23 protein-coding genes and 1 pseudogene are annotated in these 22,716 nt (G+C 72.3%); 7 read left to right on the plus strand and 17 right to left on the minus strand.

Annotated elements, in window-relative coordinates; all coding sequences use genetic code 11:
* Window positions 1-14: 14 nt before the first annotated feature.
* Window positions 15-1,214, minus strand: coding sequence for a cyclic dehypoxanthinyl futalosine synthase (gene mqnC, locus ACGRHY_RS10910; RefSeq protein WP_394635170.1), 1,200 nt, complete (start codon window positions 1,212-1,214; stop codon window positions 15-17).
* A gap of 183 nt (window positions 1,215-1,397) precedes the next feature.
* Window positions 1,398-2,273 carry a menaquinone biosynthetic enzyme MqnA/MqnD family protein gene (locus tag ACGRHY_RS10915; protein WP_394635171.1) on the minus strand — a complete coding sequence of 292 codons (876 nt, stop codon included), beginning with the start codon at window positions 2,271-2,273 and terminating at the stop codon, window positions 1,398-1,400.
* Window positions 2,274-2,514: 241 nt separating this feature from the next.
* Here ACGRHY_RS10915 and ACGRHY_RS10920 point away from each other — a divergent pair, with 241 nt between their 5' ends.
* On the plus strand, window positions 2,515-2,718 hold the full coding sequence (locus tag ACGRHY_RS10920) for a cold-shock protein (protein ID WP_093660436.1): 204 nt from the start codon (window positions 2,515-2,517) through the stop codon (window positions 2,716-2,718).
* Between the two features lie 291 nt (window positions 2,719-3,009).
* Here the strand turns inward: ACGRHY_RS10920 and ACGRHY_RS10925 are convergent.
* From ACGRHY_RS10925 to ACGRHY_RS10950, 6 genes and pseudogenes are all read right to left on the minus strand, one after another.
* A pseudogene (locus ACGRHY_RS10925) lies at window positions 3,010-3,330 on the minus strand (cation:dicarboxylate symporter family transporter); the annotation flags it as partial.
* Between the two features lie 53 nt (window positions 3,331-3,383).
* A complete protein-coding gene (locus ACGRHY_RS10930) occupies window positions 3,384-3,728 on the minus strand; it encodes a DUF4229 domain-containing protein (RefSeq protein ID WP_394635172.1) in 345 nt (114 codons plus the stop codon).
* A gap of 28 nt (window positions 3,729-3,756) precedes the next feature.
* Window positions 3,757-4,281, minus strand: a complete 525-nt coding sequence (locus ACGRHY_RS10935) for a GNAT family N-acetyltransferase (protein ID WP_394635173.1) — start codon at window positions 4,279-4,281, stop codon at window positions 3,757-3,759.
* Between the two features lie 45 nt (window positions 4,282-4,326).
* Entirely contained in the window at window positions 4,327-5,490 is a 1,164-nt protein-coding gene (gene mqnE, locus ACGRHY_RS10940) for an aminofutalosine synthase MqnE (RefSeq protein WP_394635174.1), read from the minus strand.
* 132 nt (window positions 5,491-5,622) lie between these two features.
* On the minus strand, window positions 5,623-6,081 hold the full coding sequence (locus tag ACGRHY_RS10945; RefSeq protein WP_394635175.1) for an Lrp/AsnC family transcriptional regulator: 459 nt from the start codon (window positions 6,079-6,081) through the stop codon (window positions 5,623-5,625).
* A 105-nt stretch (window positions 6,082-6,186) separates the two neighbouring features.
* On the minus strand, window positions 6,187-6,909 hold the full coding sequence (locus ACGRHY_RS10950) for a UbiX family flavin prenyltransferase (protein WP_394635176.1): 723 nt from the start codon (window positions 6,907-6,909) through the stop codon (window positions 6,187-6,189).
* 96 nt (window positions 6,910-7,005) lie between these two features.
* On the opposite strand from ACGRHY_RS10950, the gene ACGRHY_RS10955 reads away from it, so the two are divergent.
* Both ACGRHY_RS10955 and ACGRHY_RS10960 read left to right on the plus strand, forming a co-directional pair.
* On the plus strand, window positions 7,006-8,202 hold the full coding sequence (locus tag ACGRHY_RS10955; RefSeq protein WP_394635177.1) for a hypothetical protein: 1,197 nt from the start codon (window positions 7,006-7,008) through the stop codon (window positions 8,200-8,202).
* A 201-nt stretch (window positions 8,203-8,403) separates the two neighbouring features.
* On the plus strand, window positions 8,404-9,024 hold the full coding sequence (locus ACGRHY_RS10960; RefSeq protein WP_394637995.1) for a rhomboid family intramembrane serine protease: 621 nt from the start codon (window positions 8,404-8,406) through the stop codon (window positions 9,022-9,024).
* A 30-nt stretch (window positions 9,025-9,054) separates the two neighbouring features.
* Here the strand turns inward: ACGRHY_RS10960 and mqnP are convergent, their stop codons facing one another.
* Both mqnP and ACGRHY_RS10970 read right to left on the minus strand, forming a co-directional pair.
* Window positions 9,055-9,975 (minus strand): menaquinone biosynthesis prenyltransferase MqnP, encoded by a 921-nt coding sequence (gene mqnP, locus ACGRHY_RS10965; RefSeq protein ID WP_394635178.1) that lies wholly within the window; start codon window positions 9,973-9,975, stop codon window positions 9,055-9,057.
* Window positions 9,972-11,423, minus strand: coding sequence for a menaquinone biosynthesis decarboxylase (locus tag ACGRHY_RS10970; RefSeq protein ID WP_394635179.1), 1,452 nt, complete (start codon window positions 11,421-11,423; stop codon window positions 9,972-9,974). The genes mqnP and ACGRHY_RS10970 overlap by 4 nt, the downstream gene beginning before the upstream one ends.
* Before the next feature lie 135 nt (window positions 11,424-11,558).
* Here ACGRHY_RS10970 and ACGRHY_RS10975 point away from each other — a divergent pair, with 135 nt between their 5' ends.
* Window positions 11,559-12,020, plus strand: a complete 462-nt coding sequence (locus ACGRHY_RS10975; protein WP_394635180.1) for a PLD nuclease N-terminal domain-containing protein — start codon at window positions 11,559-11,561, stop codon at window positions 12,018-12,020.
* 27 nt (window positions 12,021-12,047) lie between these two features.
* Here ACGRHY_RS10975 and ccsB read toward each other — a convergent pair whose 3' ends face one another.
* The 6 genes from ccsB to hemL form a co-directional block, all read right to left on the minus strand.
* A complete protein-coding gene (gene ccsB, locus ACGRHY_RS10980) occupies window positions 12,048-13,172 on the minus strand; it encodes a c-type cytochrome biogenesis protein CcsB (protein ID WP_394637996.1) in 1,125 nt (374 codons plus the stop codon).
* A gap of 5 nt (window positions 13,173-13,177) precedes the next feature.
* Window positions 13,178-14,998, minus strand: a complete 1,821-nt coding sequence (resB, locus tag ACGRHY_RS10985; RefSeq protein WP_394635181.1) for a cytochrome c biogenesis protein ResB — start codon at window positions 14,996-14,998, stop codon at window positions 13,178-13,180.
* 1 nt (window position 14,999) lies between these two features.
* The gene (locus ACGRHY_RS10990; protein ID WP_394637997.1) at window positions 15,000-15,764 is read right to left on the minus strand and encodes a cytochrome c biogenesis CcdA family protein; all 765 of its coding nucleotides are present in this window, start codon (window positions 15,762-15,764) and stop codon (window positions 15,000-15,002) included.
* A gap of 5 nt (window positions 15,765-15,769) precedes the next feature.
* The gene (locus ACGRHY_RS10995) at window positions 15,770-16,387 is read right to left on the minus strand and encodes a TlpA family protein disulfide reductase (protein ID WP_394635182.1); all 618 of its coding nucleotides are present in this window, start codon (window positions 16,385-16,387) and stop codon (window positions 15,770-15,772) included.
* Window positions 16,388-16,578: 191 nt separating this feature from the next.
* Window positions 16,579-17,238 carry a histidine phosphatase family protein gene (locus ACGRHY_RS11000; protein ID WP_394637998.1) on the minus strand — a complete coding sequence of 220 codons (660 nt, stop codon included), beginning with the start codon at window positions 17,236-17,238 and terminating at the stop codon, window positions 16,579-16,581.
* Window positions 17,239-17,384: 146 nt separating this feature from the next.
* On the minus strand, window positions 17,385-18,719 hold the full coding sequence (hemL, locus tag ACGRHY_RS11005; protein WP_394635183.1) for a glutamate-1-semialdehyde 2,1-aminomutase: 1,335 nt from the start codon (window positions 18,717-18,719) through the stop codon (window positions 17,385-17,387).
* A 126-nt stretch (window positions 18,720-18,845) separates the two neighbouring features.
* Between hemL and ACGRHY_RS11010 the strand changes: the two genes are divergently transcribed.
* The 3 genes from ACGRHY_RS11010 to ACGRHY_RS11020 all read left to right on the plus strand — a co-directional run bounded on the left by ACGRHY_RS11010 (window position 18,846) and on the right by ACGRHY_RS11020 (window position 20,752).
* A complete protein-coding gene (locus ACGRHY_RS11010) occupies window positions 18,846-19,466 on the plus strand; it encodes a hypothetical protein (protein ID WP_394637999.1) in 621 nt (206 codons plus the stop codon).
* 43 nt (window positions 19,467-19,509) lie between these two features.
* Window positions 19,510-19,845, plus strand: coding sequence for a YnfA family protein (locus ACGRHY_RS11015; RefSeq protein WP_394635184.1), 336 nt, complete (start codon window positions 19,510-19,512; stop codon window positions 19,843-19,845).
* A gap of 127 nt (window positions 19,846-19,972) precedes the next feature.
* The gene (locus tag ACGRHY_RS11020) at window positions 19,973-20,752 is read left to right on the plus strand and encodes an SDR family NAD(P)-dependent oxidoreductase (RefSeq protein WP_394635185.1); all 780 of its coding nucleotides are present in this window, start codon (window positions 19,973-19,975) and stop codon (window positions 20,750-20,752) included.
* 66 nt (window positions 20,753-20,818) lie between these two features.
* Here the strand turns inward: ACGRHY_RS11020 and argS are convergent, their stop codons facing one another.
* Entirely contained in the window at window positions 20,819-22,603 is a 1,785-nt protein-coding gene (gene argS / locus ACGRHY_RS11025) for an arginine--tRNA ligase (protein WP_394635186.1), read from the minus strand.
* Window positions 22,604-22,716 lie beyond the last annotated feature (113 nt).

Below are 22,716 nucleotides of genomic sequence, written 5' to 3' on the forward strand. Positions count from 1 at the left end.
GGCGGCGGGCGGGTTCAGTTGGCGTCGATGAGCTTCAGCTCGGGGTGCGCGGTGCCGCCCTCGATCGCGGTCGAGGACAGGTGGGAGACGACGCGGTCGTCCACCGGGTCCTCCGCCGGGTCGTCGTGGACGACCAGGTGCTCGTACGTCGTCGAGCGCTGCGCCGGGACGCGTCCGGCCCTGCGGATGAGGTCGATCAGCTCCATGCGGTTGGACCGGTGCCTCGCACCGGCCGAGGAGACGACGTTCTCCTCCAGCATCACCGAGCCCAGGTCGTCCGCGCCGTAGTGCAGGGAGAGCTGGCCGGCCTCCTTGCCCGTCGTCAGCCAGGAGCCCTGGATGTGGGCGACGTTGTCCAGGAAGAGCCGGGCGACGGCCAGGATGCGCAGGTACTCGAAGATCGTGGCCTGGGTGCGGCCCTTCAGGTGGTTGTTCTCCGGCTGGTAGGTGTACGGGATGAAGGCGCGGAAGCCGCCGGTGCGGTCCTGCACGTCGCGGATCATCCGAAGGTGCTCGACGCGCTCGGCGTTGGTCTCGCCGGTGCCCATCAGCATGGTGGAGGTGGACTCCACACCCAGCCGGTGGGCGGTCTCCATGATCTCCAGCCAGCGCTCGCCGGACTCCTTCAGCGGCGCGATCGCCTTGCGCGGGCGCTCGGGGAGCAGTTCGGCGCCGGCTCCGGCGAAGGAGTCCAGACCGGCGTCGTGGATGCGGCGGATCGCGTCATCCACCGTTACGCCCGAGATCCGCGCCATGTGCTCGACCTCGGACGCGCCCAGGGAGTGGATCACCAGCTCGGGGAAGCGTTTCTTGATCGCCGAGAAGTGCTCCTCGTAGTACTCCACGCCGAAGTCCGGGTGGTGCCCGCCCTGGAACATGACCTGGGTGCCGCCCAGCGCCACGGTCTCCTCGCAGCGGCGCAGGATGTCGTCCAGGTCCCGGGTCCAGCCCTTGGCCGTGTCCCTGGGCGCGGCGTAGAAGGCGCAGAACCGGCAGGCGGTCACACAGACGTTGGTGTAGTTGATGTTCCGCTCGATGATGTACGTGGCGATGTGCTCGGTGCCCGCGTACCGGCGGCGGCGCGCCGCGTCGGCGGCCCGGCCCAGCGCGTGCAGCGGGGCGTGCCGGTAGAGCTCCAACGCCTCCTCCGCGCTGATCCGCCCGCCCCCGGCGGCGCGGTCGAGCACGGACTGGAGGTCGGCGTTATCGGTCACCGGGCGGTCCTCTCGGGCTTGGCGGTCGGGTCGGCCGGGCCTGGCGGCCGGGCCGGCCGGCGCGCGGCGGCACGGCGTCCGATCCAGCGTACGCCAGCGCCCGGGCGGCCTTTCGGCAGGTCAGTCCGGTCTGGTCGGCCGGCCGGGCCGGCCTGCTCCGGGCGGCCCCGGGGCGGTACGGCCTCAGCTCAGGAGGCCGACGCGCACATCGGCCGGGAATCCGGTGGTGGGCCCGGTCCGGCGGGCGAACTCGGCGATGCCGGCCAGCTGTTCCGGGCCGAGCCGGAAGTCCAGGGTGGTGAAGTAGCGCTCCAGCAGCTCGGCGTCGAAGGCCTCCCAGCGGGCCGCCTGCTCGGCCACCTTGGTGACCTCCTCCAGGGACAGGTCACGGGAGTCGAGGAAGGCCCGGTGGACCTCCCGCACGGTCTCCGGCTCGCGCTCCAGGTAGTCGCGGCGGGCTGCGAAGACGGCGAAGACGAACGGCAGGCCCGTCCACTCCTTCCACATCAGCCCCAGATCGTGGACCTGGAGACCGAGCCGGGGCGCGTCGTGCAGGGAGGCGCGCAGCGCGGCGTCGCCGATCAGCACGGCGGCCTGGGCCTCCTGCATCATCAGGCCGAGGTCGGGCGGGCAGGTGTAGTAGTCGGGGGCGATGCCGTGGCGCTCGGCGAGCAGCAGCTGGGCCAGCCGCACCGAGGTGCGGGACGTGGAGCCGAGGGCGACGCGCTCGCCGTCGAGGGCCGCCAGCGGCACCTTGGAGACGATCACGCAGGACATCACCGGACCGTCGCAGCCCACCGCGATATCCGGCAGCGCGACCAGCCGGCCGGCGTTGCGGAGGAATTCCACGAGGGTGATCGGGCCGATATCGAGCCCCCCGTTCACCAGCTGTTCACTCAGTTTCTCGGGGGTGTCCTTGGTGAGCTCCAGGTCCAGCAGGGTGCCGGTACGGGCGAGCCCCCAGTAGAGGGGCAGACAGTTGAGGAACTGGATGTGCCCGACGCGGGGCCGCCTCCGCAGGGGCTCGGCGACGGGCTGATCAGCGTCATTGGTGTCCACCTTGCGAGGCTATCCCCGCAGGTCCGGTCCGCCTCCTCGGGGGTGCTCACCCGGACGGGCGCGCCGGAACATGATCACTCTTCCCCTCCGGTGAGCACCGTGCTACGCTCACAGCAAGTTGCAGTTTGGTTTCCCTTGCAGTACAGAGCCTGCGGAGCATGTGACCGCGGGCTCTCGTCGTTTTCAGAGTTCTTAATCGGCTTCTGGAGCAGGGCAACCCTTATAGGCCCAAGGAGGGCTTATGGCTACCGGAACCGTCAAGTGGTTCAACGCCGAAAAGGGCTTTGGCTTCATCGCCCAGGACGGCGGCGGTCCCGATGTGTTCGTTCACTACTCCGCGATCAATGCGAACGGTTTCCGTTCCCTGGAGGAGAACCAGGCGGTCACCTTCGACGTGACGCAGGGCCCGAAGGGTCCGCAGGCGGAGAACGTCACCGCGGCCTGAGTTGCCCGGCTCGGCCAGACCTCCTGGCCGTGACGGCGTACGCCCGCCCGTGAGGGCGGTACGGCGCCGGCAGACGACCGGATAAGCAGTACCCAAGGAGCCCTCGCCACGGCGGGGGCTCCTGCCTTTCCCCTGCCCCCGGCCCCGGGACGGGGAGCACCGCACCGCTCGGCGCACAGCGGCCACGGGCCCCGGCCGGGGCCCGTGGCCGCTGTGCGGGCCGGTCAGGCGGTGGCGGGGGGCAGGCTCGCCACCCCGGCGGTCGCCCGCGCCTCCGGCTGGGACGGTGCCTGTGCCCTCGGCGTGGTCGGTGTCGTCGAGGGCACCGGTGTCGAAGCTCCGGGCGCTGCTGAAGGCGTCCAGGTCGAGGATCCTCTCGCGGGCCGCGACCACGACCGGGACCGCCGCCTGGCCTGCGACGTTGGCAGCCGTCCGGATCATGTCCAGGACCGGGTCGATCGCCAGCAGCAGACCCACGTCCTCCAGCGGCAGGCCGAGGGCGGAGAGGGGCAGCGTGGTCATCACGGTGGCACCGGTGAGACCGGCGGTGGCGGCCGAGCCGATGACCGAGACGAAGGCGATCAGCACGTAGTCGCCGATGCCGAGGGAGACGGGGCCGGCCCGGTCCTTCGGACCCGCGTCCCTCCCGGCTCGGTCCTCCCGGCTCAGTCCTCCTGGCTCTGGTTGGCGGCCAGCTTCCGCTTGGCCCGGTCCACGCGCTCGGCGACCTGCACGGACATCTCGTCGCGCTGCCGGCGCAGCAGCACCAGGCTGAGCGGCGCGGAGACGACCATGGCGAGTATCAGCAGCCACAGCGGGTTGGCCCTTCCGACGGCCTCGGGCAGTACGCCGACGTAGGCGAGCACCGCGACGACCACGAAGCAGGCGAGGAAGACACCCAGTCGCATGGCCGTGTAGCGGAGTGTCGCGTGCGGCGTGCGGCCCGGCGCGGTGCCGGACGCGGCGTGCGGCGCCGTGTTCGTGTTGCCGGTCTCCGATGTGCTGGTCACGGTGGTGGATCCTTTCGGCGTGGCCGGGTCAGCTGAGCCGGAGCCACATGGTGATGTCGTCCCGGAGGTCGTCGTCCGCGACGCGGATGGCGTCGGGCACGCGTCCGACCTCCTTGTAGCCGCACGAGCCGTAGAAGTGCTCCAGCCCGAGCCCGCCTCGGCAGGTGAGCCGGATGCCGCGGACGCCGTCCATGCCCCGGGCGGCCTCCTCCACGGCGGCCATCAGGGCCCGGCCCTCGCCCCGGCCCTGGCGGTCGGGGCACAGCATCACGGTGTACAGCCACACCCAGTGTCGCATCAGCCGGTGTGTGTTCGGCATGAGGAAGGCGGTGCCCGCGACCCGGCCCTCCCCGTCGTACGCCGCCAGCAGCCGCGCCCGCCCCTCGGCCATCGCCGTGAGGTGCCGGGTCAGCTCGGGCCGTACGTCCTCGGCGGTCACCGGCGGTACGAAGCCGACGGCCCCGCCCGCGTTGGCCACCCGCGCCCACAGGTCGCAGATCCCGTCGGCCAGCCGCCGGTCGACGGGAGGGCCGAGTACGTACCGCAGCGTCATCGGGCCGTCCTCACCGGTGTGTTCCGCGTCACGCCCGCCGCCGGGTCACAGCCGCATCGGCTGCGGCGACTCGCGCCGCGCCGGGTCCGGGCCGTCGTACTCGCGGACGATCTCGTAGCGGGTGTTGCGTTCGATGGGGCGGAAGCCGGCGTCGCGGATCAGCTCCAGCAGGTCCTCGCGGGTGAGCTTGTCGGGGGTGCCGTAGTTGTCCGCGTCGTGGGTGATCTTGTACTCGACCACCGAGCCGTCCATGTCGTCCGCGCCGTGCTGGAGGGCGAGCTGGGCGGTCTGCACACCGTGCATCACCCAGAACACCTTCACATGCCGGATGTTGTCGAACAGCAGCCGCGAGACCGCGAACGTCTTGAGCGCCTCCGCTCCGGTGGCCATGGTGGTGCGGGCCTGGAGCCGGTTGCGGACCTTGCCGTCCTTCACGTCCACGAAGTCGTGCTGGTAGCGCAGCGGGATGAAGACCCGGAAGCCGCCCGTCTCGTCCTGCAGTTCGCGCAGCCGCAGCACGTGGTCGACGCGGTGACGGGGCTCCTCGATGTGCCCGTACAGCATGGTGCAGGGCGTCCTGAGGCCCTTGGAGTGCGCCAGGCGGTGGATGCGCGACCAGTCCTCCCAGTGGGTGCGGTGGTCGACGATGTGCTGCCGCACCTCCCAGTCGAAGATCTCCGCGCCGCCACCGGTGAGCGACTCCAGGCCGGCGTCGATCAGCTCGTCGAGGATCTCGGAGGCCGACAGGCCCGAGATCGTCTCGAAGTGGTGGATCTCGGTGGCGGTGAACGCCTTCAGGGAGACGTCCGGCAGTGCCTTCTTCAGCTCCCGCAGCGAGCGCGGGTAGTAGCGCCAGGGCAGGGTGGGGTGGAGGCCGTTGACGATGTGGAGCTCGGTGAGGTTGTCGCCCTCCATCGCCCTGGCCAGCCGCACGGCCTCCTCGATGCGCATGGTGTACGCGTCCTTCTCCCCCGGCTTGCGCTGGAAGGAGCAGTAGGCGCACGAGGCCGTGCACACGTTGGTCATGTTCAGATGGCGGTTGACGTTGAAGTAGACGACGTCGCCGTTCAGCTTCGTGCGCACCTCGTGGGCGAGGCCGCCCAGCCAGGCCAGGTCGTCGGACTCGTACAGGGCGATGCCGTCCTCACGGCTCAGCCGCTCACCGGCGCGGACCTTCTCCTCCAGCTCGCGCTTGAGCCCAGCGTCCATGCGTCGCCGCCTCCTTGTTCCTGTGTGCGGGGTTGCGGGTCCTGCGGGCCGTCCGTTGCGGGCGGCCCGATTGAGCCTACGCCTGCCCCGCCGCGCGTCCGGGCGGGGCCCCGGGGTGCGCGGCGGCCGCGGTCACTCCTCCCCGGTGGGCAGCAGGCCGACCCGGTTCTCCCACTTGGTGGAGAGCACGATGGTGGTGCGGGTCCGCGAGACGCCCTTGGTGCCCGAGAGCCTGCGGATCGTCCGCTCCAGGCCGTCCACGTCGGTGGCGCGCACCTTGAGCATGAAGGAGTCGTCCCCGGCGATGAACCAGCAGTCCTCGATCTCCGCCAGATCCCGCAGCCGCTCCACCACGTCCTCGTGGTCGACGGAGTCCGAGAGCTGGATGCCGATCAGGGCGGTGACGCCCAGGCCCAGGGAGGGGGCGTCCACGGTCGCGCGGTAGCCGGTGATGACGCCGGCCGCCTCCAGCCGGTTGATGCGGTCGGTCACGCTGGGGCCGGAGAGGCCGACGAGCCGGCCCAGTTCCGCGTACGAGGCCCTGCCGTTCTCGCGCAGCGCCTGGATGAGCTGTCTGTCCACCGCGTCCATGCGTCCTGGTGCCTTCCGTCGTTCGGGCCGTCGTCCGGGCTGTGCCGCTGTCGGATACCGCAAGAGCTTTCCGTAATCGAATCTAAGGCATCCGGGCTCGTCGCCCTACGACTGCCTCTGTGCGCCCCCCAGCTCACCTTCCCATCGGCGGTAGAGATCGTGCGGAACGCCCAGTGCGTCCAGCGCGCGGCCTGCGACGAAGTCGACCAGTTCCTGGATGTGGGCCGCCCCCGCGTAGAACGCGGGCGAGGCCGGCAGCACGACGGCCCCCGCCTCGTCCAGGGTGACCAGGTGCCTGAGGGTCTGGCCGCTGAGCGGCGTCTCGCGCACGGCGACGACCAGCGGGCGGCGCTCCTTGAGCGTGACGCTCGCCGTGCGCTGGAGCAGGTCCTTGGACAGTCCCAGGGCGATGCCCGCCACGGACGCGGTGGAGGCCGGGACGACGATCATCCCCCTGGCCGGGTACGAGCCCGACGACGGCCCCGCGGCCAGGTCGCCGGCGGGCCAGTACCGCACGGTGCCGCCCGCGGCCCTCCCCCCGGCGTTCCCCCCGTCCGCCTCCGGGCCGGGTTCGGGGACCGCCACGTCGTACGCGTCCGGGGCGCCGTCCGCCCCCCGGGCCAGCCAGCGGCGCAGGTCCTCGCGCCAGTGGGCGTCGCGGAAGGGGTGGCCGGTCTCGTCCAGCAGGGTCAGCCGGGAGGCCCGGCTGACCACCAGGTCCACGTCCTCGCCCGCCGCGAGCAGCGCGCGGATCACCGACGCGGCGTACGGCGTCCCGGACGCCCCGGACACACCGACGATCCACGGCCGTCGCACACTGTCCCTCACGGCACCGAGCCTAACGGCCGCCGCGCCGCCCTCCCGCGCCGACCGGGGCACCCCGGGCCCTGGCCGTCTCCGCCCCCGAAGTAGTTGGATCGCCGCATGTCCCGTACGCCACGCACACTCCGCACACCCGTCGCGCGCACCGAGCGCTCCGGACACGCCTCGAACGCCGGGCGCGCCGGGCGCACCGGGCACACCGGGCACACCGGGCACGGGCGCGTGCGCCTGGCGGCGGCCGGCTGCGCCCTCCTGATCGCCGCCTCGACCGCCTGCGGGGCCCCCGGGAGGGCCGACACCGGGACCAGGGTCCGCCAGGCCGTCGAGAGGCTCGGCGAGTGGGAGACGGTGTCGGTCGCCGCGCGGGTCGAGGCCCCGGCCGACGAGATACACGCCTTCCTGCGGCACAACCACGAGCGGGGCATGGGCCCGGCGGCCTCCCGCACCGACGCGCTGCTGCTGTCCCGGATGGAGACGGCGTTCGTGTTCGGCGCGGACAGGCCGCTGAAGGACCTCGGCGGGAAGAACCGGATCGACACGGCCGCGGCCGTGAACTTCGGCAACCGGGACGTGGCCGCGTACAAGTCGGTCGGCGCCGACTTCTATGTGCGCGCCGACTGGACGCGGCTGGCGCACGAGACGAACCGGAGCCGCGAGACGGTGGTGCAGGCGGCCGAGCTGGCCCGCTCGGCGGACGCCCTGCCGCCCTCCCTCGCCGCGGCCCGGGACATGCTCGAAGGCCGGTGGGTGCAGATAGACCCCGAGGAGTTCGACCACTTCGCGCGGGCCGTGGGCGGCAAGTACGGCGAACGCGCCCAGCGGCTGGCCAACAGCGTGGACATCCTGCAGAGCGCCCGGGCCCAGCACCATGTGATCGGCGCGGTGCGCCGGGCCCTGGACGACCACGCCGTCCCACGGGACGCCGGCCGGGCGGACGGCACCGAGCGCGTCAGGGTGACCCTCCCGGCCCGCGAGGTCGCCGACGGCCTCGCACGGGCGCTGGCCCCGCTGGCGGACCGCTTCGACGGGATCGGGTTCTCCTGGCTGGAACGGGCGCCGGACCGGCGGATCACAGCGGAGCTGGCGCTGCGCGGCGGCGTACTGGCGGGAATGACGGTGGACCTGGCGCAGTTCACCGGAGAGACGGGCGCCGGGGGCCCGGAGGAGATACCGCTCACCATGTCCTTCGCGCCCGGTTCGGCGGTCCCGGTCAAGGCGCCCGAGGGCGCCAGGTGGCTGGACCCGCAGGACGTGATGGCCGCGGTGCTCTACGAGGAGCTGGGCTCGTCCCGGCGCTGAGGAGCCCCGGCCGGAACTCCCGACACGTTCCGTGACGTTCTCAGGATGTACGCGGCGCAACGGAACGGGCAGACCGAGGACAGCGGCGGTGACGTCGGTGACGGCGGCAGCGTTGTCGGCGGTGTGGTCGGCGGTGTGGTCGGCGGTGTGGTCGGCGGTGTGGTCGGGACCGACAGCGGTATCGGACGGGAGAGAGACCGGATGGTGTACGGATCGGCGGCCGGGACGTCCCGCTCGTCACGCGCCTCCAGAGCGGTGTCGGCGGGTGTGCTGATGGCGTCCTGGGTGGCCCTGCTGTGGCTGCTGGAGGCCGTCGACGTGGCCACCGGCAACTCCCTCGACCCCTACGGCATCTCGCCGCGCGAGACGGACGAGCTGGCCGACGTGGTGCCGGCGGCGTTCCTGCACTTCGGCTGGGACCACGTGGCGGCCAACAGCCTGCCGCTGCTGGTGCTGGGCTTCCTGGCGGCCGTCCGCGGGATAGGCCGCTTCCTGGCCGTCTGCCTGACGATCGTCGTCGTCAGCGGCCTCGGTGTCTGGCTCACCGCGCCGGAGAACTCCCTGACGGCGGGTGCCTCGGGTGTGGTCTTCGGCCTCTTCGGCTATCTGCTGGTGCGCGGTTTCGTCGACCGGGACGCACTCGACATCACCGTGGGCGTCACGGTCGTGCTGCTCTACGGCTCGATCCTGTGGGGCGTGCTGCCCACCGCCCAGGGCGTCTCCTGGCAGGGGCATCTGTTCGGGCTGATCGGCGGGGTGCTGGCGGCGTTCTGGTTCCGGCGCTCGGCGCCGGCCGGGCGGGCCCGGCGGCAGATCCCCTGACCCGCCCGGCCCGCCGCGGCCGGGCGGCCGTCACGCCGTCAGGCCGCGCAGCACCAGGTCGAGCAGGGCGCAGCCGAACAGCACGATCCCGATGAAGCCGTTGACGGTGAAGAACGCCCGGTTCAGCCGGGACAGGTCGCCGGGCCGCACGATGGAGTGCTCGTAGGCGAACGCCGCCACCACGACCGCCAGCCCGGCCCAGTACGGCGCACCGGCCCCGGTCAGCGCCCCGTACCAGGCCAGCAGTGCCACGGTGACGGCGTGGGAGCCGCGGGCCCCGTACAGCGCGGCGGCTATGCCGAAGCGCGCGGGGACGGACCGCACCCCGTGGGCCCGGTCGGCGGCCACGTCCTGGCAGCCGAAGATCAGGTCGAAGCCGCCGATCCACACGCCCACCGCCAGTCCCAGGACCACCGCCTCCCACGACCAGGCGCCGGTGACCGCGATCCAGGCGCCCACCGGCCCCATGGCCTGCGCGAGCCCGAGTACGGCGTGCGGGAAGTCCGTGAACCGTTTCCCGTAGGGGTAGACCACCATCGGCACCACGGCGACGGGCGCGAGCGCCAGGCACAGCGGGTTCAGCAGGGCGGCGGCCCCCAGGAAGACGGCGAGCGCGACCAGCGCCCCGGCCCACGCGGTGCGCACCGACAGCGCCCCGGTGACCAGCTCGCGCCCCGCGGTGCGCGGGTTGCGGGCGTCGATCTCCCGGTCGATGATCCGGTTGGCGGCCATCGCGAAGGTCCGCAGCCCCACCATCGCGACGGTGACCAGGAGCAGCTCCCACCAGTGGACGGTGCCGTCGTCCAGGAACATCGCGGTGAGCGAGGCGATGTAGGCGAAGGGCAGCGCGAAGACCGAGTGCTCGATCATCACCAGCCGCAGGAACGCCCTGAGACGGCCGGCGGGCCGGGCCGGCTGCGGCCCGGCGACGCCCTCGGTGACGGAGCTCACAGCCCGTACTCCCGCCAGCGGCGGCTGACCTTCTCGGCCGTGTCGGGGTCGGACAGGACCATGTCCGGCCAGCCCCCGTCGCGCGTGTAACCCTCCCCGGGCCACTTGGCGGTGGCGTCGATGCCCGCCTTGCCGCCCCAGAACTGCTGGTAGGAGGCGTGGTCGAGATGGTCCACCGGCCCCTCGGTGAGGAGGAGGTCACGGGCGTAGTCGGTGTTGCCCAGGGCCCGCCAGGCGACCTCGTGCAGATCGTGGACGTCGCAGTCGGAGTCGACCACCACGATCAGCTTGGTCAGCGACATCATGTGCGCGCCCCAGATGGCGGACATCACCTTCTGCGCGTGCTTGGGGTACTTCTTGTCGATCGAGATGATCGCGCAGTTGTGGAAGCCGCCCGCCTCGGGGAGGTGGTAGTCCACGATGTCCGGCACGATGATCTTCAGCAGCGGCAGGAAGAAGCGTTCCGTCGCCCGGCCCAGCGGCCCGTCCTCCGTCGGCGGACGGCCCACGACGATGGACTGGAAGACCGGCCGTCTGCGCATCGTCACGCAGTCGATGGTCAGGGCCGGGAAGTCCTCCTGCGGCGTGTAGAAGCCGGTGTGGTCGCCGAACGGTCCCTCCGGGAGCGTCCTGCCCGGCTCCAGCCAGCCCTCCAGCACCACCTCGGCGCGTGCGGGGACCTGGAGCGGCACCGTCTTGCAGTCCACCATCTCCACCCGCTTGCCCTGGAGGAAGCCGGCGAACAGGTACTCGTCGATGTCGCCCGGCAGCGGCGCGGTGGAGGCGTAGGTGACGGCGGGCGGGCAGCCGAAGGCGATGGCGACCGGCAGCCGCTCGCCGCGCCGCGCGGCCGTCTGGTAGTGGTTGCGGCTGTCCTTGTGGATCTGCCAGTGCATCCCGATGGTGCGCCGGTCGTGCCGCTGAAGGCGGTACAGGCCCAGGTTGCGGACGCCGGTCTCGGGGTCCTTGGTGTGGGTCAGCCCCAGGTTGAAGAAGGAGCCGCCGTCCTTCGGCCAGGTGAAAAGCGCCGGCAGCTTCTCCAGGTCGACGTCGTCGCCGGTGAGGACGACCTCCTGGACCGGCGCCTCCCTGACCTTCCTCGGCGGTACGTGCGCCATCGCGCCGAGCTTGCCGAACGCCTCGCGCACCCCGACGAAGCCGTGCGGCAGCTCGGGCCGCAGCAGTCCGCCGATCTTCTCGCTGATGTCGTCGTAGGACGACAGGCCCAGCGACTTGAGCATGCGGCGGTCGGTGCCGAAGACGTTCATCGCCAGCGGCACGCCGGAGCCCCTGACGTTCTCGAAGAGCAGCGCCGGGCCGCCGGACTTCTGGACCCGGTCGACGATCTCCCCGACCTCCAGATGGGGATCGACCTCGGCCTTGATCCGTACGAGGTCGCCGTCGCGCTCCAGGGCCCGCAGCAGCGAGCGGAGATCGTCGTATGCCATACGGGCAAGTATCCGACACCGATTACCCTGGGCGTGTCACGGGGCCTCCTCCGGCTCCGGCCCGGCACCCCGGACAACGGGCCCGCGCAGGGCCCGGCACCCGCCGCACTACACGCTTCCAGGGGGCGTTGCCCAATGCTCAGGCTTCTTCCGACCGTTCTGATCCTGGCGGTGTGGATCTACGCCTTCATCGACTGCCTGAACACCCCCGAGAACGAGACCCGGAAGCTGCCGAAGCTGGCGTGGGTCTTCATCATCCTGCTCTTCGGTTCGGTGCTGTTCGGGCCCATCGCCTGGTTCCTGGTCGGGCGGCCGCGCAGGAACGCGCCCTACGGCGCCACCCGGCCCGCCGAGCGCCGCTGGGTGGCTCCGGACGACAACCCCGACTTCCTGAAGTCGATCAACGAGCGTGAACGGCAGCGCCCCGAGACGCCCGGGCCGGAGCCGGAGCAGAAGCGGGAGCGGGAGCGGGAGTCCGGTGGGGAGCGGGGCCGGAAGAACGACCGGAGGAACGGCGGCGCCGACAGGAAGAACGGCGGGGAGACCGACAAGGAGAACGGCGGGCCGGAGGACACCACCCCGCCCGCCGCCTCCTGAGAGCGCGCCCGCGTCACGTCAGGACGGTCACACCCCGCCGTAGGAGTGCAGGCCGTCGAAGAAGACGTTGACGCCGTAGTAGTTGAACAGGAAGCACAGGAAGGCGATCAGCGCCAGGTACGCGGCCTTGCGCCCCTTCCAGCCCGCCGTGGCACGGGCGTGCAGGTACGCCGCGTAGCCGACCCAGGTGATGAAGGACCAGGTCTCCTTGGGGTCCCAGCCCCAGTAGCGGCCCCAGGCGTTCTCGGCCCAGATGGCGCCCGCGATGATGGTGAAGGTCCAGAACGGGAAGACGGCGGCGTTGATGCGGTAGGCGAAGCCGTCCAGCGACGCGGAGCTGGGCAGCCGCTCCAGCACGGAGGTGGCGAAGGCGCCCGGCCGGCCGCCGGCCTCCAGCTTGGCCTCGTAGCGGTCCCGGAACAGGTACAGCAGCGTGGAGACCGCGCCGAGGTAGAACAGCGCGCCGCACACGATGGCCAGCGAGACGTGGATCCACATCCAGTACGAGTCGAGCGCCGGGACGAGCTGGTCGCTCTCGGTGTAGAAGACCACGATGGCCAGGCCCAGGTCGAGCAGCACGGTGGTGACCAGCGGCAGACCGATCCAGCGGATGTCCTTCTTCGCCACCAGGAAGGCCAGGTAGGCGCCGACGGCGACCATCGAGAAGGCCGTCGAGAACTCGTACATGTTGCCCCAGGGGGCGCGCTGCACCGACAGGGCCCGGGTGAGCACCGCGCCGAAGTGCAGCAGGAAGGCCAGCACGGTGAGCGAGACGGCGATCCGGCCGTACAGGTCGCCCTGCTCGTCCCCGCCGGCCGCGCCCGGACCGTCCGGCACACCGGTCCGGCGGCCCGGGGCGGAGCGGGTGACGACCTTTGGGCGCTCCAGCACCTCCGTGCCGCCGCCGGAGGTTCGCACGGTGACGGAGACCTTGCCGGCGCCCTTCCCCGCGGCGGCGGTACGGGCGCCCCCGGCCTTCCCGGCGCCCTCGGCGGTCAGCGCGGCGGCCGTGCGGGCCACCTTGCTGCGGCTGCCGAACACCCACTCCACGATGTGCGCGACGAAGGCCAGGGCGTACACGGCCATCGCCGACTTGATCAGCAGGTTGCTGAACTCGGCGAGGCTCTCGTTCGCTGCGACGGCGATGTCCACTGGGTTCACTCGTTCTCTCCTCGTGACGAGGGGCCGGCGTCCTCGGTGGCAGCCGGTACGTCTTCTGTGGTCCCCCCCGCGCTCTCCCCGGCGTCCCGGCCGGGGGCCGGGCCCTCCCCGTCCGGGTCCGCCGCGGGCGGCGCGTCGTCCTGGAGGGCGAAGGCCAGGTCACCCAGTTCCTCCGGGAGTCGCGCGGACTCGCTGCGGCCCAGCCCGGCCATCTCCACCACGGTGACACCGTCCGCGCCGCGCCGGGCGCGGACCCACACCCTGCGGCGCCGGACGAACAGCGAACCGGCCAGGCCGAGCACGGCGGCGGTGGCCCCGGCCAGCGCCCAGCCCTCCCCGGGCTCCTGGGAGACCTGGAAGCTGGCCCACTGCTCGACGCGGTCGAACGTCAGGGTGCCCGCGCCGTCCGGCAGCTCCACCGACTCGCCGGGGCGCAGGTCGGTCCGGAACAGGTCGCCGTCCTCGGCCTTGAACTGCTCCATCTTGTCGGTGTCGAGCTGGTAGACGTTCTGCGGGAGCCCGGCGTCGACACCCAGGTCGCCGTGGAAGGCGTTGAGGGAGAGCACCGGGTAGTCCAGCTCGGGGAAGGTCGAGTGCGGCCCGCGCTCGGCGTCGATCCCGTAGGTGGGCGTGAAGATGCCCTGGAAGCCGAGCTGCTCCTTCTCGCCGTCCTTGTTCCGGTAGTCGGTGACCTTGATGACGCCCGTGGAGGTCAGGCCCAGGCTCTCCTGCGGCAGGAACGGCACCGGGCCGCGGTACGCCATCTTCCCCTGCCCGTCCGTGACGGTGACGACCGGCGCGTAGCCGTGGCCGACCAGGAAGACCTTGGAGTCACCGGCCTTCAGCGGGTGGTTGACCTCGATTGAGGTCTTCTTCTCCGCGCCGTCGGCGCCCTCCCAGTACGAGACGTCGGCGCGGAAGGTGCGCGCGGTGCCGCGCTGCGGGCCGGTGCGCTCGAAGGAGGCGTGGAACTCCTCCAGCGTGAAGCCGAAGACGTCCAGGTCGTCGGTGTCGTACAGCGACCCGGAGGTGAAGTCGTCGTATTGGACGAGCGTGTTGGAGAACCCGTCGCCCTCCACGATGAGCTTGCCGCCCTCGGAGTTCCACAGCTGCCCGGCCGCGAAGGCGAGCAGCATCACGACCAGCGAGATGTGGAAGACGAGGTTCCCGGCCTCGCGCAGATAGCCCTTCTCCGCGGCGACCGAGCCCCCCGAACCGGACCCGCCGGATCCGTCCGGCCCGCCGGGCTCCTCGGTCAGGGAGGTGCGGAAGCGGCGCCCGCGCAGCAGCGTGCGCGCCGCCCGGAGCACCTGATCCGGCTCGGCGTCGGTGCGCCAGGTGGTGTGGGCGGGCATCCTGGTCAGCCGGCGCGGCGCGCGCGGCGGACGGGAGCGGAGCTGGCCGGCGAACTGCCCGCTGCGCGGGAGGATGCAGCCGATGAGCGAGACGAAAAGCAGGATGTAGACCGCGGAGAACCACACCGAGCTGTAGACGTCGAAGAGCTGGAGCCTGTCGTAGACCTCCGCCAGCGTCCCGTTGCGCTCCTTGAAGTTCCGCACGGCGAAGGCGTCCGCGCCGTTCTGCGGGATCAGCGAGCCGGGGACGGCGGCGAGCGAGAGCAGGAAGAGCAGGATCAGCGCGACCCGCATCGAGGTGAGCTGCCGCCAGAACCAGCGGGCCCAGCCCACCGGTCCCAGGGCGGGGGCGTCGGCCGCCGAGTCCTCGCGGGGGGCCGTGGAGATCCGGCCGCCCGCCTCCTGCTCCTCGGTGTCGGCCCGGGTGTTCTCGGGAGCGTTCCCGACATCGGCTGTGGGCATCTCAGATCCCTACGGTGAAGCTGTCGGTCCAGGTGCGCATTTCGGTCAGCAGCAGGTCCCACACCCCGGTGAGCATCAGGACCCCCAGCGCGATCAGCATCCCCCCGCCGATCCGCATGACCCACACGTAGTGCCGCTTGACCGCGGCGAAGGCGCCGATCGCCCGCCGGAAGGCCACCGCCGTCAGTATCAGCGGCAGGCCCAGGCCCAGGCAGTAGACGACCGTCAGCAGCGCTCCCCGGCCCGCGCTCGCCTCGCTGAACGCCAGCGTGTTGACCGCGGCCAGCGTGGGCCCCAGGCACGGGGTCCAGCCGACGCCGAAGAGCACACCGAGCACGGGGGCGCCGGCCAGGCCCACGGCCGGTCTGCGGTGGAAGCGGAACTCGCGCTGCCCGACCCCCTTCAGCAGCCCCGCGAAGAGCAGGCCCATCGCGATCAGCACCACGCCCAGGACCCGGCTGATCGTCTCCTGGTGCTCCAGGAGGGTCTGGCCGAAGTACCCGAAGAGGGCGCCGCCCGAGACGAAGACCGCCGTGAAGCCCGCGACGAACAGGGAGGCGCCGAGCGCCATCCGCCCTCTGCGCGCCTCGGCCAGGTCGGCGCCGCCGATTCCCGTGACGTAGGAGAGGTAGCCGGGTACGAGCGGCAGGACGCACGGGGAGAAGAACGACACCAGCCCGCCCAGCAGAGCGACGGGGATCGCCAGGAGCAGACCGCCCGACAGGACCGTCCCGTAGATCCCCGTCTCGGAGGCGAGGTGGAGCATCCGTGTCACTTCTCCTCGACCAGGGGGTCGATCATGGAGCGGAGTTCCTCCTCACCGAGCGGCTTCAGGGCCCGGGCGGCGATCCTCCCCTCCCGGTCGAGGACGAGGGTGGAGGGGATGGCCTGCGGGTTGAGGCTGCCCTTGGGGAAGCGCAGCAGGAGCTTGCCCGAGGGGTCGTAGAGGCTGGGGTAGGGCACCTCGTACTCGTCCTCGAAGCGCTGGGCCGGCACCCGGTCGAGGTCCCTGGTGTTGATCCCGACGAACCGCACCCCCTGGTCCTCGGTCTCGTTGGCCACCTTCACCAGATGCGGCATCTCGGCGCGGCAGGGCGGGCACCACGAGCCCCAGACGTTGAGGACCACGACCTCGCCCCGGTAGTCGGCGACGTCCAGCCGCTTCCCGTCCACCGTCTCGCCGGAGAGCTCGGGGGCGGGCTTGCGGTCGGCCGGCTTCACCTCGGTGACCGCACCCGTTCCGTCCACGTAGTTCTTGCCGGAACCGCTGCTCTGCTCCTGACCGCCGCCCCCGCCGCAGCCCGACAGGATCAGTGCGCAGGCCACCGCGGCGGTGACGGCCGCGGACAGCCGGGAGCGGCCTGGGGAGCCGGTAGCGCGAAGAAACATGTGAAAAGTTTCCCATGCGCCTCGCGCAGGCGTTCCCCCGCCCCCGCCAAAAGGCCCCACCGGTCGATAACCCGACAACTCCCCCCACCGGAATGTGACTTGGCTCACTCCGGACGGCGGTCGCCGGGCGGCTGCGACCGGCTCCGGCACCACCGCCCCGCGGCCTCCCGCGAGACGGCGGCGTGAACCGGTCAGGCGCCGAACCCGGGGCCCTTGCCCCCCGCCTGCCCCTTGACCGGCTTCGCCCCGGCCCTCAGGTGCGGCGGCACCAGATCGCGGGCCGGCTCGCTGTAGCCGACCGAGACGATCCGGTCCCCGACGAAGGTGAAGGTGGTCAGCGACGCCAGGGTGCACTGCCGCCTGCGCGGGTCGTGCCACAGCCGGCGGCGTTCGACGAAGCTGCGCACCGTCCAGATCGGAAGCTGGTGGCTGACGCACAGCGCCTCGTGGCCGCGGGCGGCGTCCCGGGCGGCCTCCAGCGCCGCCATCATCCGCACCACCTGGTCGATGTACGGCTCGCCCCACGACGGGCGGAAGGGGTTGCGCAGGTGCGGCCAGTTCGCGGGCCGCCTGAGCGCCCCGTCGCCCACACCGAAGGTACGGCCCTGGAAGATGTTCTCCGCCTCGATCAGCCGCTCGTCGCCGGCCACGTCCAGACCGTGGGCCTTGGCGACCGGCGAGGCGGTCTCCTGGGCGCGCTCCAGCGGGGAGGCGACGACATGGGCGATGTCGCGGCCGGCCAGATGCTCTGCGACCCGCTCGGCCATGCGGCGGCCCAGGTCGGAGAGGTGGTAGCCGGGCAGGCGCCCGTAGAGGATCCCCTCGGGGTTCTCCACCTCGCCGTGCCGCATCAGGTGGACGACGGTGCGCTTCCCGCCGCCGTGCTGCTCGCGCTCCCCCGCCGTCTCGCCGGTGACCGCCACGTCCGCCGGGTCCGTCATGCCCGCGGGGTCCGCCGACTCCGCCGGATTCGGGGCGCCCCCGTTCGGCTCGTCGGTCATGCCCCCTCCTCCTCGGCGCCGGTGGCCCGCGCGGCGGCGCGCGCGGCCGGCGGCAGGGCGGCGGCGATCCGCCCGACGGCCCGGTCGTCGTGGGCGGTGGAGACGAACCAGGACTCGAAGGCCGAGGGCGGCAGGTAGACGCCCTGGGCCAGCATCTCGTGGAAGAAGGCGGTGAAGCGGAACGGCTCCTGGCGCCTGGCCGCGTCGTAGTCCGCCACGTCCTCGTCGGTGAAGAAGACCGAGAACATGTTGCCCGCGCTCTGCAGCCGGTGCGCCACGCCCTCCTTGGCCAGCGCCTCGGTGACCAGCGTGCGGATCTCGGCGGAGACGGCGTCCAGCCGCCCGTACGCCGCGTCGTCCAGCAGGCGGAGCTGGGCGAGGCCGGCGGCGGTGGCGACCGGGTTCCCGGAGAGGGTGCCGGCCTGGTAGACGGGGCCGGCGGGGGCGAGGTGGGCCATCACGTCGGCCCGGCCGCCGAAGGCCGCGGCCGGGAAGCCGCCGCCCATCACCTTGCCGAAGGTCATCAGGTCCGGCGCGACGCCGTCCAGGCCGTACCAGCCGGCCTTCGAGACGCGGAATCCGGTCATCACCTCGTCCGAGACGTACAGCGCCCCGTTCTCCTCGCACAGGCGCTTGAGCCCGGCGTTGAAGCCGTCGCGCGGCGGCACGACGCCCATGTTGCCCGGCGACGCCTCGGTGATCACGCACGCGATCTCGCCGGGGTGCGCGGCGAAGGCGGCGGCGACCGAGTCCAGATCGTTGTACGGCAGCACCAGTGTGTCCCCGGCCTGCGCGCCCGTCACACCGGGGGTGTCGGGCAGGGCGAGGGTGGCCACGCCCGAGCCGGCGGCGGCCAGCAGCGCGTCGACGTGTCCGTGGTAGCAGCCGGCGAACTTGACCACCTTGGCCCGCCCGGTGAAACCGCGCGCCAGGCGGATCGCGGACATCGTGGCCTCGGTGCCGGAGGAGACCAGCCGCACCTGGTCGACGGGGGCGATGCGGGCGACGATCTCCTCGGCCAGTTCGACCTCGCCCTCGCCGGGCGTGCCGAAGGACGTACCGCGCGCGACCGCCGCGCGGACCGCCTCGACCACGGCGGGGTGGGCGTGCCCGAGGACCATCGGGCCCCAGGAGCACACGAGGTCCACGTACTCACGGCCGTCGGCGTCGGTGAGGTACGGACCGGTACCGGACACCATGAAGCGGGGCGTACCGCCCACGGCGCGGAAAGCGCGAACCGGAGAATTCACGCCTCCGGGCGTCACTACGGCGGCACGGTCGTACAGCGACTGCGATACTGGGGCATCGTACGGATAGCTCACGCAAGCCATGGTCTCAGAGCCTCGCGCGCATGTGCGGCCGGGCGTTTCACAGTCCGCCAGAGGGGGAGGTCTCTGGAAGTCTCTGAGACGATGATCTGGTTGCGCGGCGGGGGCCGCAAGTGGTCGGGTGGTGACATGCAGCGCGGTGGCGGACTGGGCGAGGGCACGGGGGACCTGGGCCGGGGCCCCAGACGGGCGCGGGGGCGCCACCGGCGGGACCGCGACGCGAGAGCGGTCAGCGAGACCGCCGAGGCCGGGGCCGGCGGGACCGCCGAGGCCGGGGCCGAGGGCACGGAGACGAGGAGCAGCAAGGGTGGCCGGGTGGGGGTGACCTACAAGTACTTCGGCGCGCCGGACGGCGCCACGGCCGCCCGCGTGCCCATCGCGATGCGCCCGGACGAGCTCGGCGGGGACGAACTGGGCCACGGCATGTTCACCAGCATCAAGCCGGAGACGATGGCCGCCATGGTCCTCACCGGCATCGAGGGCGTCCCCCTGCACAGGGTGCCGCCGCTGGAGCTGGTCGTCCTCCACTCCGACTACGCGGTGGTCAGGCTCCCCATGACGGTCGTCGACCCGCTGCGCGGCATCGGGGAGGAGTCGGTGGGCGCCGCCGCCTTCATCTGGTCCACCGTCCCCGACCGGGGCGGCCCGCGCGACGCCTTCGACGTCTACCGGCTCCTGCACGAGTGGCAGGACTTCAGCCACCGGCTCCACGAGGCCGGCCACCAGCCGTACTGCCTGGTCTGGCCCTGAAGGCCCTGGGGGTCCGGTACCGGCGGGCCTCTACGCTCCCGGTATGTCCGTCGCGCGCTCGGTCCTGCTGTTCGCCCTCGCCGCCCTCCTGGAGATCGGCGGCGCCTGGCTGGTGTGGCAGGGGGTGCGCGAGCACCGCGGCTGGGCGTGGATCGGCGCCGGGGTGCTCGCGCTGGGCGCCTACGGCTTCGTCGCCACCTTCCAGCCGGACGCGAACTTCGGCCGTGTGCTGGCGGCGTACGGCGGGGTCTTCGTCGCGGGCTCCCTTACCTGGGGGATGGTCGTGGACGGTTTCCGGCCGGACCGCTGGGACGTCGCGGGAGCGCTGGTCTGTCTGGCCGGGGTCGCGCTGATCATGTACGCGCCGCGGAGCGGGTGAAACGGCCGGGGTCCGGGGGCGCCCCGGGACGGCACAGCATGTATGCGCCGCGGAGCGGGTGAAACGGCCGCCTATCCTTCGAGGCGGTCCGCCCCGGAAAAGTCCACCGCCCTTCGAGGAGCCCTTCATGACCCTGCCCGACGAGCAGCAGCCCACCGCCGTCGTCACCGGCGCGAGCAGCGGCATAGGCGCCGCCACCGCACGCCGGCTGGCCGCCTCCGGCTACCGCACCGTGCTCACCGCCCGCCGCGCCGACCGCGTGGAGGAGCTCGCCGCCGGGCTGAACGGTGACGGGCACCGGGCCGAGGCGCACCCCCTGGACGTCACCGACCGCACCGCCGTGGATGCCTTCGCCTCCCGGCTCGGCCCTCTCGCCCCCGGCAGCGTGCTGGTCAACAACGCCGGCGGCGCCCTGGGCCTCGACCCCGTGGCCACCGCCGACCCCGCCGACTGGCAGTCGATGTACGAGGTCAACGTGCTGGGCACGCTCCACATGACGCAGGCCCTGCTCCCGGCCCTGACCGCCTCCGGCGACGGCACCGTGCTCGTGCTCTCCTCCACCGCGGGCCACGGCACCTACGAGGGCGGCGCCGGCTATGTCGCCTCCAAGCACGGTGCCCACGTCCTGGCCGAAACCCTCCGCCTGGAACTGTGCGGGCAGCCGGTGCGCGTCATCGAGATCGCGCCCGGCATGGTGCGCACCGAGGAGTTCTCCCTGACCCGCTTCCGCGGTGACGCCGAGAAGGCGGCGAAGGTCTACGAGGGCGTCGCCGAGCCGCTGACCGCCGAGGACGTGGCCGACACCGTCGTCTGGGCCGTCACCCGCCCCCCGCACGTCAACGTCGACCTGCTGGTCGTCCGCCCCCGCGCCCAGGCGTCCAACACCAAGGTGCACCGCGGGCGTTGAACGTCCGGGCGCCGGACGCCGGGGCGCCGGCGTTCCGGTCCGGCGCGGGCCCGGAGCCCGCGGGCCTCAGAGCCGCTCGGGGGTGCGGATGCCCAGCAGCGCCATGCCCTGCCGCAGGGTGCGGGCCGTCAGGTCGCACAGGAAGAGCCTGTTCTCCCTGACCGCGTCCGACTCCGCCCGGATGACCGGGCACTGGTCGTAGAACGACGTGTAGAGCGAGGCGAGCTGGTAGAGGTACGCGGCCAGCTTGTGCGGCTCGTACGTCTCGGCCACGCCCGCCAGCGTCTCGGCGAACTCGTCCAGGTGCAGGCCCAGCGCCCGCTCGGCCGGGGCCAGTCCCACCTCCGGGTGCGCGGCGGGCCGCGCGTCGCCGGCCTTGCGCAGGATCGACTGGATCCGGGCGTAGGCGTACTGGAGGTAGACGCTGGTGTCGCCGTTGAGCGAGACCATCCGGTCCAGGTCGAAGACGTAGTCGCGCGACATGGACGTCGACAGGTCGGCGTACTTCACCGCGCCGATGCCCACCTGGGCGCCGCGCTCGGCGATCTCCTCGTCCGTCAGCTCCAGGCCGCCCTGCTCCGCCTTCTCCCGCACAACGGCCGTGGCCCGCTCGACGGCCTCGTCCAGCAGGTCCACCAGCCGGACCGTCTCGCCCTCACGGGTCTTGAACGGCTTGCCGTCCTTGCCCAGCACGGTGCCGAACGCGAGCTGCCGTGCGGCGCCCTCGGGCAGCCAGCCGGCCCGGCGCGCGGTCTCGAAGACCATCTTGAAGTGCAGCGCCTGCCGGGCGTCCACCACGTACAGCAGGGTGTCGGCACCCAGCTTCCCGACCCGGTCGCGGATGGCGGCCAGGTCGGTGGCGGCATAGCCGAAACCGCCGTTGGACTTCTGCACGATCAGCGGGACGGGCTTGCCGTCGGGGCCCTTGACGTCGTCGAAGAACACGCACAGCGCGCCCTCGGAGCGGACCGCGACGCCGCTGTCCTCCAGCTCCTTCACGACCTGCTGGAGGTCGTCGTTGTAGGCGCTCTCGCCGACCACGTCCTCGTCGCGGACCTCCACGTCGAGCCGGTCGTAGACCGCGTGGAAGTAGATCATCGACTCGCCGACGATCCTCCGCCACATCTCCAGCGTGGCCTCGTCGCCGCTCTGCAGGAGCACCACCCGGTCGCGGGCGCGCGCCTTGAACTCCTCGTCGGAGTCGAACAGCGCCCGGGACTCCCTGTAGAGCCGGTTCAGGCGGGACATCGCGGCCTCGCCGGACGCGCCGGAGCCGCCGGCCTCCTCGCCGGAGGCGTGGTCCAGCTCGTGCGGGTGCTCGACCAGGTACTGGATGAGCATGCCGAACTGCGTGCCCCAGTCCCCGATGTGGTGCCGACGGACCATCTTCTCGCCCCGGTGCTCCAGGATCTGCACGATCGCGTCGCCGATCACCGTCGAGCGCAGGTGCCCGACGTGCATCTCCTTGGCCACGTTGGGCTGCGAGTAGTCGATGACGGTGGTGCCCGGCCGCTCCGCGTACGGCACGCCCAGCCGCTCGTCGGCCGCCCGCGCCGCCAGCGTCCGCACGATCGCGGCGTCGGAGACGGTGATGTTGAGGAAGCCGGGCCCGGAGACCTCGATGCCGGCGATCTCGTCCGTCTCCGGCACCGCGGCGACGACCCTGCCCGCCAGCTCCCGCGGGTTGCCCTTGAGCTTCTTGGCCAGCGCCAGCATCCCGTTGGCCTGGAAGTCCGCCCGGTCGCTGCGCCGCAGCAGCGGATCTGCGGAGGCGGCCTCCGGCAGGACTGCCGAGAGGGCCTCCGCGACGCGCTGGTGGACGGTTGCGGCAAGGGAGGGGACCGAGGCCATGAAGGAGTGCCGTTCCTCTGAGTGGGGTTTTCGGATCGGTCCAGTATCCCACGGGGCCCACCGCCGGGGCGCGCGCGTTCGTCACGGGCGCGGGGCCCGTACCGCGTCTGAAA

Source organism: Streptomyces shinuiensis (genome assembly GCF_043660855.1).
In the GTDB taxonomy this organism is placed as follows: Bacteria; Actinomycetota; Actinomycetes; order Streptomycetales; family Streptomycetaceae; genus Streptomyces.

Excerpts from the sequence above, each read along its gene's own strand:
- ACGRHY_RS10990 (WP_394637997.1), bottom strand. The coding sequence starts at position 15,764 with ATGCTCCACCTCGCCTCCGAGACGGGGATCTACGGGACGGTCCTGTCG.
- argS (WP_394635186.1), bottom strand. The coding sequence starts at position 22,603 with ATGGCCTCGGTCCCCTCCCTTGCCGCAACCGTCCACCAGCGCGTCGCG.
- ACGRHY_RS10955 (WP_394635177.1), top strand. The coding sequence starts at position 7,006 with ATGTCCCGTACGCCACGCACACTCCGCACACCCGTCGCGCGCACCGAG.
- ACGRHY_RS10935 (WP_394635173.1), bottom strand. The coding sequence starts at position 4,281 with ATGACGCTGCGGTACGTACTCGGCCCTCCCGTCGACCGGCGGCTGGCC.
- mqnE (WP_394635174.1), bottom strand. The coding sequence starts at position 5,490 with ATGGACGCTGGGCTCAAGCGCGAGCTGGAGGAGAAGGTCCGCGCCGGT.
- resB (WP_394635181.1), bottom strand. The coding sequence starts at position 14,998 with ATGCCCACAGCCGATGTCGGGAACGCTCCCGAGAACACCCGGGCCGAC.
- ACGRHY_RS11020 (WP_394635185.1), top strand. The coding sequence starts at position 19,973 with ATGACCCTGCCCGACGAGCAGCAGCCCACCGCCGTCGTCACCGGCGCG.
- ACGRHY_RS10945 (WP_394635175.1), bottom strand. The coding sequence starts at position 6,081 with ATGGACGCGGTGGACAGACAGCTCATCCAGGCGCTGCGCGAGAACGGC.
- ACGRHY_RS11010 (WP_394637999.1), top strand. The coding sequence starts at position 18,846 with ATGCAGCGCGGTGGCGGACTGGGCGAGGGCACGGGGGACCTGGGCCGG.
- ACGRHY_RS10920 (WP_093660436.1), top strand. The coding sequence starts at position 2,515 with ATGGCTACCGGAACCGTCAAGTGGTTCAACGCCGAAAAGGGCTTTGGC.
- ACGRHY_RS10970 (WP_394635179.1), bottom strand. The coding sequence starts at position 11,423 with ATGGCATACGACGATCTCCGCTCGCTGCTGCGGGCCCTGGAGCGCGAC.
- ACGRHY_RS11000 (WP_394637998.1), bottom strand. The coding sequence starts at position 17,238 with ATGCGGCACGGCGAGGTGGAGAACCCCGAGGGGATCCTCTACGGGCGC.
- ACGRHY_RS10995 (WP_394635182.1), bottom strand. The coding sequence starts at position 16,387 with ATGTTTCTTCGCGCTACCGGCTCCCCAGGCCGCTCCCGGCTGTCCGCG.
- ACGRHY_RS10960 (WP_394637995.1), top strand. The coding sequence starts at position 8,404 with ATGGTGTACGGATCGGCGGCCGGGACGTCCCGCTCGTCACGCGCCTCC.
- hemL (WP_394635183.1), bottom strand. The coding sequence starts at position 18,719 with ATGGCTTGCGTGAGCTATCCGTACGATGCCCCAGTATCGCAGTCGCTG.
- ACGRHY_RS10975 (WP_394635180.1), top strand. The coding sequence starts at position 11,559 with ATGCTCAGGCTTCTTCCGACCGTTCTGATCCTGGCGGTGTGGATCTAC.
- ACGRHY_RS11015 (WP_394635184.1), top strand. The coding sequence starts at position 19,510 with ATGTCCGTCGCGCGCTCGGTCCTGCTGTTCGCCCTCGCCGCCCTCCTG.